The 13,213-nt window shown below is 49.4% G+C and carries 13 protein-coding genes and 5 tRNA genes; all 18 read left to right on the forward strand.

Annotation, left to right across the window (positions count from 1 at the left end; genetic code table 11):
• Nucleotides 1-10 precede the first annotated feature (10 nt).
• Nucleotides 11-439: an adenylyl-sulfate reductase subunit beta gene (gene aprB, locus HP555_RS07435; RefSeq protein WP_199261096.1), complete on the forward strand. Its 429-nt coding sequence runs from the start codon at nucleotides 11-13 to the stop codon at nucleotides 437-439.
• 59 nt (nucleotides 440-498) lie between these two features.
• Entirely contained in the window at nucleotides 499-2,514 is a 2,016-nt protein-coding gene (gene aprA / locus HP555_RS07440) for an adenylyl-sulfate reductase subunit alpha (RefSeq protein ID WP_199261098.1), read from the forward strand.
• A gap of 187 nt (nucleotides 2,515-2,701) precedes the next feature.
• Nucleotides 2,702-3,955, forward strand: a complete 1,254-nt coding sequence (locus HP555_RS07445; RefSeq protein WP_199261100.1) for an NAD(P)-binding protein — start codon at nucleotides 2,702-2,704, stop codon at nucleotides 3,953-3,955.
• Between the two features lie 11 nt (nucleotides 3,956-3,966).
• Nucleotides 3,967-6,216 (forward strand): FAD-dependent oxidoreductase, encoded by a 2,250-nt coding sequence (locus HP555_RS07450; protein WP_199261102.1) that lies wholly within the window; start codon nucleotides 3,967-3,969, stop codon nucleotides 6,214-6,216.
• 118 nt (nucleotides 6,217-6,334) lie between these two features.
• Entirely contained in the window at nucleotides 6,335-7,543 is a 1,209-nt protein-coding gene (qmoC, locus tag HP555_RS07455) for a quinone-interacting membrane-bound oxidoreductase complex subunit QmoC (protein WP_199261104.1), read from the forward strand.
• Nucleotides 7,544-7,652: 109 nt separating this feature from the next.
• Nucleotides 7,653-7,728: transfer RNA gene (locus HP555_RS07460), tRNA-Thr, on the forward strand.
• Nucleotides 7,729-7,806: 78 nt separating this feature from the next.
• A tRNA-Tyr gene (locus HP555_RS07465) sits at nucleotides 7,807-7,891 on the forward strand.
• Between the two features lie 43 nt (nucleotides 7,892-7,934).
• Nucleotides 7,935-8,009: transfer RNA gene (locus tag HP555_RS07470), tRNA-Gly, on the forward strand.
• Nucleotides 8,010-8,065: 56 nt separating this feature from the next.
• Nucleotides 8,066-8,140, forward strand: a tRNA-Thr gene (locus HP555_RS07475).
• A 66-nt stretch (nucleotides 8,141-8,206) separates the two neighbouring features.
• Complete coding sequence (gene tuf / locus HP555_RS07480; RefSeq protein ID WP_199261106.1) at nucleotides 8,207-9,397, forward strand: elongation factor Tu; 1,191 nt, start codon at nucleotides 8,207-8,209, stop codon at nucleotides 9,395-9,397.
• A gap of 82 nt (nucleotides 9,398-9,479) precedes the next feature.
• Nucleotides 9,480-9,632, forward strand: coding sequence for a 50S ribosomal protein L33 (rpmG, locus tag HP555_RS07485; protein WP_408639846.1), 153 nt, complete (start codon nucleotides 9,480-9,482; stop codon nucleotides 9,630-9,632).
• A gap of 1 nt (nucleotide 9,633) precedes the next feature.
• Nucleotides 9,634-9,709: transfer RNA gene (locus HP555_RS07490), tRNA-Trp, on the forward strand.
• A gap of 62 nt (nucleotides 9,710-9,771) precedes the next feature.
• The gene (gene secE / locus HP555_RS07495; protein WP_199261110.1) at nucleotides 9,772-10,020 is read left to right on the forward strand and encodes a preprotein translocase subunit SecE; all 249 of its coding nucleotides are present in this window, start codon (nucleotides 9,772-9,774) and stop codon (nucleotides 10,018-10,020) included.
• Nucleotides 10,021-10,039: 19 nt separating this feature from the next.
• A complete protein-coding gene (gene nusG / locus HP555_RS07500; RefSeq protein WP_199261112.1) occupies nucleotides 10,040-10,603 on the forward strand; it encodes a transcription termination/antitermination protein NusG in 564 nt (187 codons plus the stop codon).
• Between the two features lie 27 nt (nucleotides 10,604-10,630).
• Nucleotides 10,631-11,056, forward strand: coding sequence for a 50S ribosomal protein L11 (gene rplK / locus HP555_RS07505; RefSeq protein WP_199261114.1), 426 nt, complete (start codon nucleotides 10,631-10,633; stop codon nucleotides 11,054-11,056).
• A gap of 70 nt (nucleotides 11,057-11,126) precedes the next feature.
• A complete protein-coding gene (rplA, locus tag HP555_RS07510) occupies nucleotides 11,127-11,837 on the forward strand; it encodes a 50S ribosomal protein L1 (RefSeq protein ID WP_199264515.1) in 711 nt (236 codons plus the stop codon).
• Nucleotides 11,838-12,056: 219 nt separating this feature from the next.
• Entirely contained in the window at nucleotides 12,057-12,575 is a 519-nt protein-coding gene (rplJ, locus tag HP555_RS07515) for a 50S ribosomal protein L10 (protein ID WP_199261116.1), read from the forward strand.
• Between the two features lie 68 nt (nucleotides 12,576-12,643).
• The gene (gene rplL / locus HP555_RS07520; RefSeq protein WP_199261118.1) at nucleotides 12,644-13,024 is read left to right on the forward strand and encodes a 50S ribosomal protein L7/L12; all 381 of its coding nucleotides are present in this window, start codon (nucleotides 12,644-12,646) and stop codon (nucleotides 13,022-13,024) included.
• Nucleotides 13,025-13,213: the final 189 nt, after the last annotated feature.

Below are 13,213 nucleotides of genomic sequence, written 5' to 3' on the forward strand. Positions count from 1 at the left end.
AGGTAGTTTAATGCCAAGTTACGTAGATCCTTCGAAATGTGACGGTTGCAAGGGTGGAGATAAAACCGCCTGCATGTATATCTGTCCTAATAACCTGATGGTTCTCAACGTTGAGTCTATGAAGGCGTACAATCAGGAGCCTGATGCATGTTGGGAGTGCTACTCATGCGTGAAGATCTGCCCGCAGGGTGCAATTTTTGTTCGTGGTTACGATGACTTTGTTCCAATGGGCGGACAGGTTCATCCGATGCGTTCTTCTGATTCCATCATGTGGACTGTGAAGTTCCGCAATGGTAATATCAAGCGCTTCAAGTTCCCGATCCGGACCACTGCTGAGGGTGCTGCTAATGAGTATCCCGGCGAAAGGGGTGCAAGCCTGGATGATGAGTGCTTGCTGCTGGAGAGCAACTTGCCGACCCCTACCAAACTGGCAAAGTAGTCTGCGCCAGACAGAGATAAAACGTGCTATTCTGAAAATACTACTGAGGAGATATTAGTATGGCATTACCAAATAAGCCGAAAGGTGAGCTTCCTGTCGTTGACAATCCTGAGGTTGCAGAACATACATGTGACGTGTTGATTGTTGGTGGTGGTATGGCTGCATGCGGCACGGCATTTGAGATTACTAAGTGGATGCCCGAAGGCATGAAGGTGCTCCTGGTTGACAAGGCTGCTCTCGAGCGTTCCGGAGCTGTTGCTCAGGGACTTTCCGCTATCAACACCTACATCGGCGAGAACCCGATTGAAGACTATGTCAAGATGGTTCGTAACGACCTGATGGGCGTTGTTCGTGAGGACCTGATCTATGACCTCGGTCGCCACGTTGACGAGTCTGTCATGCTGTTTGAAGAGTGGGGTCTGCCGATCTGGAAGCGTGCGGAGGACGGTGGTAACATGCCTGGTGACAGGCCGGCAAAGAGCCTGCGCGAAGGTGGTACCCCTGTTCGTACCGGTCGATGGCAGATCATGATCAACGGCGAGTCCTATAAGCCCGTTGTTGCAGAGCCTGCCAAGAAGGCACTGGGCGAAGAGAACGTCATGGAGCGTGTCTTTATCGTCAAGATGCTGCTTGACAAGAATAAAGAAAACACCATTGCCGGTGCTGTAGGTTTCTCCACCCGTGAAAATAAAGTTCACATCTTCAAGTGTAAGGCCGCCATGGTTGCCTGTGGTGGTGCGGTAAACATCTTCCGTCCGCGTTCAACCGGTGAAGGAAAGGGGCGTGCCTGGTATCCGATCTGGAACGCCGGCTCCACCTACACGATGTGCGCTCAGGTCGGTGCTACTCTGACCATGATGGAAAACCGTTTCACCCCGTCGCGTTTTAAAGATGGTTACGGCCCGGTTGGCGCTTGGTTCCTCCTGTTCAAGGCCAAAGTGCAGAACGGTCTGGGTGAGTTCTATGCGAACAGCCCTGAGGTTAAGGATGAGCTGTCGAAGTTCATGCCCTATGGTCAATCTGCAGTTACCCCGACCTGTCTGCGTAACCACCTGATGCTCAACGAGCTGAAGGCCGGACGTGGCCCGATTTACATGGCAACAGACGTGGCAATCAACGCGTTTGTCGATGCTCAACGTGCTGCCGGTAAAGACGAGAAAGAGCTGAAGAGATACTGGAAGGCCCTTGAGTCTGAGGCCTGGGAGAACTTCCTGGATATGTCCGTTGGTCAGGCCGGTCTGTGGGCAGGTATGAATATCGAGCCTGAGAAGGTCGGCTCTGAGATTATGCCGACAGAACCCTACATGCTGGGCAGCCACTCCGGTTGTTGCGGTATCTGGACCTCGGGTCCGATGGAAGACTGGGTGCCTGAGGTTGACGGTCCGCGGTCCCATCAGTACAAGTGGGGTTATAACCGCATGACCACGGTGAACGGCCTGTTCACAGCAGGAGACGGTGTTGGGGCTTCCGGCCATAAGTTCTCTTCCGGTTCCCACGCTGAAGGTCGTATCTGTGCTAAGCAGATGGTGAAGTATTGCCGCGACAATGCTGATTTCACCCCGGAGCTGGCGCAGACTGCTCAGGAGTTGGTTGATGAGATCTATGCACCGGTGCGTTTGTACAACAAGCATGTAGACGCATCAACTGCCGCAGATGTCAACCCGAATTACTGCAAGCCCGCCGGTATGATGATGCGGCTTATGAAGGCCACTGATGAGTATGGCGGAGGAGTTGCCACCTATTACATGACCTCTGGCAAGCTGCTGAACATCTGTCTCGACCTTCTTGCGCTGATGCGTGAAGATGCTGAGAAGATGGCAGCAGGTGACCTGCACGAGCTGATGCGTGCATGGGAAAATTATCATCGCATCTGGTGTGTCGAGACGCATATCCGCCATATCGAGTTCCGTAAGGAGTCCCGTTATCCTGGATTCTACTATCGGTCTGATTATCCGACCTGTGATGATGAGAACTGGAAATGCTTTGTTAACTCCACCTTTGATCCAAAGACCAAAGAGTGGAAGTGCGAAAAGGTTCCATGCATCAACATTATTGAGACCGAGCCTTGGATTTAATTAGATCGCGGTCTTGATAGTAGATAAGTAAGATGATCTCCAGACTCTCCTGTAGGGTCTGGAGATTTTTTGTGTGAGCTTGTTATTTTGTTTGAGTTGATACGAAAGATGAAGTAGTTTCCTGTCTTTCGTATCAATTGAGCCAGAAATCACCTTTCATGAATACCAGCAGTAATGGAGGCTTGGCATGAGTAACACTGCAGGCAATGGTGCGATACTGGTTGTTGGTGGCGGTATGAGTGGTTTAACCGCTGCGCTCGAAGCTGCCGAAGTCGGTAAAGATGTTTTTATCATCGAAAAGACCGCTTCTTTTGGTGGCCGGGTTGCCCAGCTCCATCAGTATTTCCCAAAACTCTGTCCCCCGATCTGTGGACTCGAGATTAATTACAGACGGATTAAGGACAATCGGAAGATCCGGACCTACACGCTGACAACTGTCAAGTCGATCAGCGGCGGCCCGGGTAACTATGAGGTACAGCTGGAAACAGCACCGCGATACATTAATTCCAACTGCACAGCATGTGGTGATTGCGCCCTTGTCTGTGCTGAAGAAGTTGATGACGATTTTAACTTTGGCATGAAAAAAATCAAGGCGGTCCACTTGCCTCATGAAATGGCGTTCCCGCGGCGGTTCGTGTTGGATAAGGAGGCCTGTTCGGCTGAATCCCTGGCCGCTATCAAGGGTGCATGTAAGTACAACGCGGTTGATTTGGACATGCAGCCTCAGACCTTCACCCTGCAGGTAGGGGCTATTATCTGGTCGACAGGATGGAATCCTTACGATGCCAACAAGATAACCAACCTGAATTACGGTTCCTCCAAGGCCATTATCACCAACATGATGATGGAGCGTCTTGCCGCAGAGAACGGTCCCACTAAAGGAAAGATTCTCCGTCCGGGTGATGGTGCAGAGCCGGCATCCTTTGCCTTTGTCCAGTGTGCGGGGTCGCGGGATGAAAATCACCTGGAGTACTGTTCTTCTATCTGCTGTCTGGCAACTTTCAAACACATCTCCTATATACGCGCCCAGTACCCGGAGGCAAAGATCTATGTTTTCTACATAGATTTACGTACACCTGGACGGTATGAGAAGTTTCGGGGCAAATTTATTGATGATCCGAACACTGTTTTTATCAAGGGTAAGGTGGCAGATATCACCGCTGAGCGAGATGGTGGTGTCACTGTAACGGCTGAAAATGCGGTCGATGGAGGGAAAATCCACCAGAAAGTTGACATGTGTGTACTGGCCACAGGTATGCAGCCGGCAATTGGCGAGCAGGGGAAGGCGCTCGGCCTGACCATGGACGGCAACGGTTTTATTGTGTCTGAGGCAGCGAAAGGTATGTTCTCTGCCGGTTGTGCGAAGGGTGCGGTCGAGGTGTACACAAGTGGACAGTCCTCCACGGCAGCTGCTCTTCAAGCCATTCAGATCGGACGGTAGGAGGGAAGTCAATGAAGAAAGTGTATGGTGCATATCTTTGTACTGGTTGTGGCATTGGCGAGGTCCTCGATGTTGATGGGTTGAAGGATGCCGCCTCAGATGCCGGAATTCCTATGAAGGAGCACAACTGTCTGTGTGGTGCTGATGGACGTGCTTTTATTGAAAAAGACATCGCAGATCAAGGTGTCAATACCATTGTTGTCTGTGCATGTTCACCGCGCGTGATGCAGCAGGAGTTTGATTTCGGCGAGCAGACGATCACCGTTCGAGGTAATCTGCGTGAGCATGTGGCCTGGACCGGATCTCTTACTGAAGAGGGGAATGTCGACGAGTTCCTTCAGGAAATGGGAACCGACTATGTCCGTATGGCCGTAACCCGTGCCCAGAAGACTGAGCTGCCGGAGCCGTACAAACTGGAAAGTATCAGTAAACGAATTCTTGTGATGGGCGGCGGTATTGCTGGGCTTACCGCAGCAAAAGAAGCGGCAAAGGCCGGCTACGAAGTTACCCTTGTTGAAAAGGAGGCAGAACTTGGCGGCAAGGCGCTGGGTTGGCGGAAGATGTTCCCTACAACCTATCCTTATGCCGAACTCGAGGCTTCTAATATCACAGACCTCATCGCTGCTGTACAGGGGGATGGTAAGATCACGGTGAAGACAAACTGTGAGGTTGCCCGTATCAGCGGTGCTCCTGGTGAATTTAATGTTACTTTTAAAGAAGCGGGCACAAAAACCGAGTGGGATGCTCCTGCTAAAGTGACGGCAGAGGACCAGGATCGTATCACCAAAGGTGAGATGGAGGATCCAAATAAGGACTTTCAGAAGTATACGAATAAAAATCCTGACGGCGAGTTGTTTGGTGCTGTTGTTTTGGCAACCGGCTGGAAACCGGCTGATGTTTCTGAGTATGATCACCTGGGCTACGGTAAACTCGCTAACGTCGTGACCAATGCCGAGTTTGAAAAATTAGCCAAAAACGGTAAGGTCCCGGCTCGGGTTGCCTTCATACAGAGCCCGGGCGGTAAGGATAGTGACGCCGATTTCCCCTACTGCGGTTCGGTTACCTCAATGGTTGCTCTGAAACAGGCGAATTATGTTGTTGAGGACAATCCGGTTGACGGGAAAGCCTATATCCTCTATCAGCACATGCGCACACCTGGAAACGCTGAACTTTTTTATAAGAACATGCAGGCACGTGATAATGTTTTTATGACAAAAGCAGCGGTCACGAAGGTTGCGTCTGCAGGTAATGCGCTGCTTGTTGATGTTGAGGACAATCTGATCGGTGAGGATCTGCAGCTCGAAGTCGACATGGTTGTGCTTGCCGCCGGAATGGTACCAACGACTGCAGGCGAGAATGTCATCAACCTTGCTTATCGGCAAGGCCCGGCATTTAGTGATCTGGGACTGTTTGAAGGGTATGCCGACTCCAATTTCATCTGCTTTCCCTACGAGACCAGACGCACAGGTGTTTACAACTGTGGTGGAGTGCGCAGGGCGGAAACCATGGAAGAGACCATTGATGACGCCATGGGTGCAGCGTTGAAGGCGATTCAATGTATTGAGTCCGCAAACAGGGGTGTTTCTGTTCATCCACGTTCAGGCGACCAGACTTATCCGGATTTCTTCTTCCAGCGCTGTACCCAGTGCAAACGCTGTACAGAGGAGTGTCCATTTGGTGCCCTGGATGATGATGATAAGGGGACACCGCTGCCTAACCATACCCGCTGCCGCCGTTGCGGTACTTGCATGGGAGCCTGTCCGGAACGGATCATCAACTTTGCCGATTACAGTATCGACATGATAGGTTCGATGGTAAAGACGATCGAAGTTCCTGATGACGATGAAGATAAACTGCGGGTTGCGGTCTTTGTCTGCGAAAATGACGCTTATCCGGCTATTGATATGTCCGGCATGCACCAGAACAAGATAAATCGATTGGTACGGTTTATTCCGGTTCGTTGTCTGGGTTCAGTGAACATGGTCTGGATTAAAGACGCGATGTCTTCCGGTATGGATGGCGCTCTTCTGCTCGGGTGTAAGTATGGTGACGATTACCAGTGTCACTTTGCCAAGGGATCTGAGATCGCTACCAAGCGTATGGAGAACATCGGTGAAACCCTTGGTTCGCTTGGTCTTGAACCTGAGCGTTGCGGGGTGCGTGAAATTGCGATTTCCGACTATGACAAGCTTCCGGCAATAATAGATGAGTTTGTTGAGGAAATTATCGCCATGGGACCGAATCCGTTCAAGGGATTCTAAGTGGAACAGGCACCGTAGCCGTCATCTTATCTGTCGAAGATGACGGCTGCCCCATTCTGCCGTAATTGGCTCAATGACGAGTTGTGGTGATTTTTATAGTTTTCGACAGGAGGAACTCATGTCTATGCACGTGCAACCTGATATTGAATTTATTAAAGCTTTAAAAGAGGTTGGTGGCGACACGTTAAAACAGTGCTACCAGTGCGCAAGCTGTTCAGTTGCTTGTCAGGTTTGTACTGACAGCCATCCATTTCCCCGTAAACAGATGGTCCTTGCCAACTGGGGTCTTGCTGAAAAAGCCATGATGGATCCCGGCGTGTACCTCTGCCACCTGTGTGGCGATTGTACCGAGATATGTCCTCGTGGGGCAAGGCCTGGCGATGTAATGGCCGCTATCCGCGCCTATGCGTATCGCGCACTGGGTTGGCCTAAGGCGCTGGCTGATCTCTGCAGTTCTGCCAAAAATCTTCCCATGCTCATTGGGATACCCTCAATTGTGATTTTTGTTTTATGGCTTATCTCCGGCGGGATGCACATTCCATCGGGGGAGCAGTTCGCCAAAGTCGGCTACACTCATTTTTTTGGTCATTGGGATTTTAAATGGCTTTCTAAGAACGTACTGTTCATCGACATTATTTTTCTGACAGCGGCTGGTATTGCTGTAACCTCCGTCTACAAGGGGGTCTCGCGCCTGTGGAGGGGAATGTCGGAGGCAACCGGTCTGACTGAGGTGCCATACCGGCCTTCAGTGATCCAGTTTGTCAAGCAGTTCTTGTGGCCGTCTATTGTTGAAATCCTTGAGCATTCACGCTTCAAAAAATGCACGGCCCACTCAGACCGGGTAAGAGGGCATCTGCCTTTGGTTTTTGCATTTATTGGCCTGTTTTTTGTTACGTGCTATTCCATGTTTACTCAGGATGTGATCGGTATCTTCATACCATCGATGCACGGTCCGATTTCCATGTGGAATCCTGTTAAATGGCTGGCTAACGTTGCGGCGGTGGCCATGATTGTTGGTATAGGCATTCTTTGGATGAACAGAAGCCGGATGGAGGCCACCGGTAAAGCAAAAAACACCTTTTACGATTGGTTTTTGATCTGGATCATAATGGGTGTGGGGGTAACCGGCTTAGGTGCGGAACTGTTACGGTTGGTCGGGATCCCCTCTCTGGGATACATTGTTTATTATCTTCACCTTATCTCCGTTGCCATGCTCTTTCTTTATATGCCGTACACGAAGTTTGCCCATATAGTGTACCGCACTTTTGCCATGGCGTTTGAACGTTACCGTGATTCATCCTTTATTAAGGATCCGTTGAACGCCTGAATCGCAGATCTCTAAGCAGAAAAACCGGGGGTTCGGCCCCCGGTTTTTTTATTTGTATGAAAAAATATATTGATTTATTGTTTTTACGGAGTATATTTGTCGGGCTAAAGCTGGCGTAGCTCAATTGGCAGAGCACCTGATTTGTAATCAGGGGGTTGCGGGTTCAAGTCCCATCGCCAGCTCCAGAGATTCAGCAGTGCAAAATAAACGAGTATAGTGAGTGGCGGGTTTGTGTTATGCCTGCCTTTTTTGCATGTTACAGCGGAGGGGTTCCCGAGCGGCCAAAGGGAGCAGACTGTAAATCTGCCGGCGGAGCCTTCGGAGGTTCGAATCCTCCCCCCTCCACCAGTTTTAAGACAGATGTGCTGCAGTTTAAGATGTCGGGTGTCTGGCGGGAATAGCTCAATGGTAGAGCATCAGCCTTCCAAGCTGAGGGTTGCGGGTTCGAGTCTCGTTTCCCGCTCCACACTTCCTTTTTAGGTGTACTGCACAGGGTGTTTTGCAGTTTGATTTGTGATCTCCGCCCACGTAACTCAGTGGTAGAGTACCTCCTTGGTAAGGAGGAAGCCATCGGTTCAAGTCCGATCGTGGGCTCCAGGTATTAATTACGCATATACTTTTTTTGATTGAATCTGTACGAATTTTTGTCCAAGGAGACCTGAGATGGCGAAAGAGAAATTTACCCGGACGAAGCCGCATGTCAATGTCGGAACGATTGGTCATATTGATCATGGTAAAACTACCACGACTGCTGCGATAACCCGTGTTTTGTCCACCAAGGGTATGGCTAAGTTCACGGAGTTTAACGAGATTGACAAGGCTCCTGAGGAGAAGGAACGTGGAATAACCATCGCCACCTCGCATGTTGAATATGAGACCGAGAGTCGTCATTACGCTCACGTTGACTGTCCGGGTCATGCTGACTACATCAAGAACATGATCACCGGTGCTGCCCAGATGGATGGTGCGATTCTTGTGGTTGCGGCGACCGACGGTCCTATGCCTCAGACACGGGAGCACATTTTGCTTGCCCGTCAGGTTGGTGTTCCGGCGATAGTTGTCTTTTTGAACAAGTGCGACATGGTTGATGATCCCGAGCTGATCGAGCTTGTGGAGATGGAGCTTCGTGAGCTGCTTGACAAGTATGATTTTCCTGGTGACGAGATTCCGATCATCCAGGGTTCAGCTTTGCTGGCACTTGAGAATCCTGAGGATGAAGAGAAGGCGAAGTGCATCTGGGATCTGATGGCAGCTGTTGACAGTTATGTACCTCAACCTGAGCGTGCGATTGACAAGCCGTTTTTAATGCCTGTTGAGGATGTTTTTTCAATCTCTGGTCGTGGTACGGTTGCGACCGGTCGAATTGAGCGCGGTGTTGTCCACGTTGGGGACGAGGTTGAGATCGTTGGCATTCGGCCGACAGTGAAGACCACCTGTACCGGTGTGGAGATGTTCCGCAAGTTGCTTGATGAGGGTCAGGCCGGTGACAATATTGGTGCATTGTTGCGTGGTGTTAAGCGTGAGGAGATAGTTCGCGGTCAGGTTTTAGCGAAGCCGGGTTCGATCAAGCCGTACAAGAAGTTCAAGGCTGAGTGTTATATATTGACCAAGGAAGAGGGTGGTCGCCACACGCCGTTTTTTAACGGTTATCGTCCTCAGTTTTATTTTCGGACCACCGATGTCACGGGTGTCTGCACCCTGGATGAGGGTGTAGAGATGGTTATGCCTGGTGACAACATTCATATTACTGGTGAGCTGATCACCCCGATCGCCATGGAGGCTGGCCTTCGTTTTGCGATTCGGGAAGGCGGTCGTACTGTAGGCGCCGGCGTTATTAGCGAAATTATTGGATAAACCTTTCCTTGCTCTAAGAACATTGAGATCGCAGGTATAAAGCAGCCGGGCTCGTCCCGGCTGCTTTGCTCTGGTGAGGCAAATCATGAGAGATATAATCACGCTGGCATGTCAGACATGCAAGCAACGTAATTACACGACAACCAAAAATAAGAAAACGATCCCGCACAAGCTGGAGCTGAAGAAGTTCTGTCCTTTTTGCAAAACACACACCTTGCATAAGGAAGGGAAATAGCAGGTCAGTAGCTCGAATGGTAGAGCACCGGACTCCAAATCCGGGGGATGGGGGTTCGAATCCCTCCTGACCTGCCATCTGATATCGAAGAGATGTCTTTTTATTTTTCAAGAAGTGTGGCGTTAAAGGAACACAGGGTATGAGCAAGGCGGAGATTGAGGCCAAGAAAGGTGGAGGGGATCTCAAAGTTAGATCACCTTTCCATCCATTTCGGATCAAGCAATTTTTGCAGGAAGTTTATGCGGAATTTCGAAAGATAGTTTGGCCTGCAAAAAAAACAACCGCCGGTTTGACAGGCTTTGTCATCTTGCTCGTTGTCATTATCTCGCTGTATCTTGGTTCTGTTGACCTGTTGTTGGGAAAGCTTGTGGCCACCGTTCTTAATTGACAGGAGAGCAGGCAGATATATGGCAAAGAAGTGGTATATCGTTCATACGCATACCGGGTTTGAGGATAAAGTTAAAGCATCGTTAGAGGAGCGGATAAAGACCGGTAATCTTGAGGACAGTTTTGGTGAAATTCTTGTTCCAACGGAGCAGGTCGTCGAGATGGTAAAGGGAGTACGCAAAACCTCTGCACGAAAGTTCTTTCCCGGGTACCTCTTGGTGAATATGGAGATGGATGAGAGCACGTGGCATCTGGTGCAGGGGACGCCGCGGGTCACAGGATTTGTTGGAATAAATTTGAGCCAAACAGGAGGAGACAGGGATATTTATAAGAAAATCCCATCTCTTTCCGAAGACGAGGCTCGCAAGATTATAGGCCGTATCGAAGATGGGGCGAGTAAACCCAAACCAAAGATAATCTTTGAAGAGGGAGATGCTGTCCGCGTCGTTGATGGGCCGTTTGCTAATTTCCAGGGCGTGGTTGAAGAGGTTTTTCCGGAGAAAGGAAGGGTGAAGGTGATGGTCTCGATTTTTGGTCGATCCACACCTGTGGAACTCGAATATATTCAGGTGAGTAAAGGGTAACACCTGGTTTTGTGGAGAGCGTTTGTAATGGCAAAAAAGATACAGGCATATATAAAGTTGCAAATCCCGGCAGGGAAAGCTAATCCATCTCCACCTGTTGGTCCGGCACTTGGCCAGCACGGGGTAAATATAATGGATTTCTGTAAAGCTTTTAACGCCCAAACCCAGGCTGCAGGCGACACTATCGTTCCTGTGGTCATTACGGTTTACGCCGACAGGTCATTTAGCTTTATCACCAAGACCCCGCCGGCATCTGTACTGTTAAAAAAAGCTGCGGGTGTTGCAAAAGGCTCGAGCGACCCCAAGAAAAATCGTGTTGCTGAATTGGATAAGGCCAAGATCCGGGAGATAGCGGAGATTAAGATGCCTGATCTCAACGCATATGATCTTGACCATGCTGTCCGTATTGTTGAAGGGACCGCACGTAGTTGTGGAATTACTGTGGTTAAATAACTCGTAAAAAGTTCCGTTTATTCGTTTACCTGTGTCTTTTTTGGACACCAGGGAGAGTAAAGAGGGTGCTATGCCGAAACGTGGGAAAAAATACAAAAACGCTGTCAGCGATATGGATCGACTGAAGATGTTTGATCTAAGCGAAGCGTTGGAAAATGTTTTAAAGGTAAAGTTTGCTAATTTTGATGAATCCGTTGAGGTCGCAGTCCGCCTGGGGGTTGACCCCCGTCATGCCGACCAGATGGTACGATCCAGTGTGATTTTGCCAAATGGCACTGGTAAGACTGCCCGGGTGCTTGTTTTTGCTAAAGGCGAGAAAGAAAAAGAAGCACTTACCGCTGGTGCTGACTTTGCTGGTTCTGATGAGCTGATCGAAAAGATCAAAGGTGGTTGGCTCGAGTTTGATAGAACTGTAGCCACCCCGGATATGATGGGCGAAGTAGGGAAAATCGGCCGTATTTTAGGCCCGCGTAACCTTATGCCCAATGCCAAACTCGGTACCGTTACCTTTGACGTGGAACGGGTTGTAAATGAGATTAAAAAAGGGAAGGTTGATTTCAGGGTTGATAAGGCCGGCGTTGTGCATGCTGCCATAGGAAAATGCTCCTTTGGAGTCGACAAACTTGCTGACAACATCCTCACATTTGTTGATCGTCTTGTCCAGCTGAAGCCTTCGACCAGCAAGGGGGTTTACTTGAGGTCAATCTCAATTTCCAGCACCATGGGTCCCGGTTTTAAAGTGGATCCTTTGCAGGTTCGTACCTTAATAAAAACCACATAGGAATGTGTGTGTTTGTTGTTTGAATGTAGATTGTTTTAGGCCAGGTGTTATTCTTATCATCTAGGGGCGGTCAGAGACAGCAGGGGCAACTGTTTAATAACGCGATGATTACGCGTTCCCTGCCGAGACCAGGCAGTATTCCATGCTGCGGATGAGAGAAATTCATTCCTCTTTCTGTTTTTTGACAGTCCCCCATTGCAACGAAAGGAGGTATCGACGTTGAATCGCGATCAGAAGACCGCTATAGTCAGTGAACTCAACAAGACTTTTTCTGAAGCTAAGTTTGCTGTGGTCGCTGATTACCGCGGCTTGAAAGTGACTGAGTTGGAGAAGTTGAGAAAGGACCTTCGTGCTAATGACGCAAAGGTACGGATTGCTAAAAACACATTGCTTCGACGCGCTGTTGTCGGGACACCGTATGAGGTGCTGAGCGATTCGTTCAGTGAGAGTACTGTTGTCGCTGTTGGATTTAATGAACCTGTTGCGCCGTCTAAGGTGCTGACCGCCTTTGCTGCAGAGTTCAAGGCGTTTTCAATCCGTACAGCTGCCCTGGAAGGAACGCTGATAAGCGCCGATGATGTGGTTGCCTTATCGAAGTTGCCGGGAAGAGAAGAGCTGCTCGCTAAGCTCTTGGGTACGATGTCTGCTGTTCCGACAGGTTTTGTCCGTGTGCTCAGTGCAGTTCCGCAAAAACTACTCTATGCGCTTTCCGCTGTTAAAGACCAGAAAGAAAACTAAAATCAAAGATCGCCAAATGTAATTTGACGAAAGATCTTGCTGTTATTTTCCAGTAAGGAGGAATGAAAATGGCTGTAACAAAAGAAGATGTTATTGATTTCATTGCAAACATGACCGTTCTTGAGCTTTCTGAACTTATCAAGGAGCTGGAGGATAAGTTTGGGGTTTCAGCAGCTGCTCCCGTAGCTGTTGCAGCTGCAGCAGGGCCTGGTGAAGCCGGTCCTGTAGCTGAAGAAAAAACTGAGTTTGATGTCATCCTGACAGGTGCAGGCGATCAAAAAATCAAAGTTATCAAAGAGGTCCGTGCCCTGACCTCACTGGGCCTTAAAGAGGCTAAAGATCTGGTTGAGGGTGTGCCTGCTCCCATTAAAGAGGGTGTTAATAAAGAAGAGGCCGAAGCTATCAAGACACAGATTGAAGCGGCTGGCGGTTCGGTCGAAATCAAATAACTATTTCTCTCTCAGCAATCGGGTTTTTCCGATAGCGATCCTAATCGCAAGGTAACGCTATAGGGGCATCTCGCCCCGTAGCGTTACTTCGTTTGTAGGAATTGACTTTTTTTACTTCCTATTCGTTGTTCTGTATACGTACAAAAATAACTGTCCATGAATAACACAATCTGTATCACGCGAAATTTT

This window comes from Desulfobulbus oligotrophicus (assembly GCF_016446285.1).
GTDB classification, from domain to species: domain Bacteria; phylum Desulfobacterota; class Desulfobulbia; order Desulfobulbales; family Desulfobulbaceae; genus Desulfobulbus; species Desulfobulbus oligotrophicus.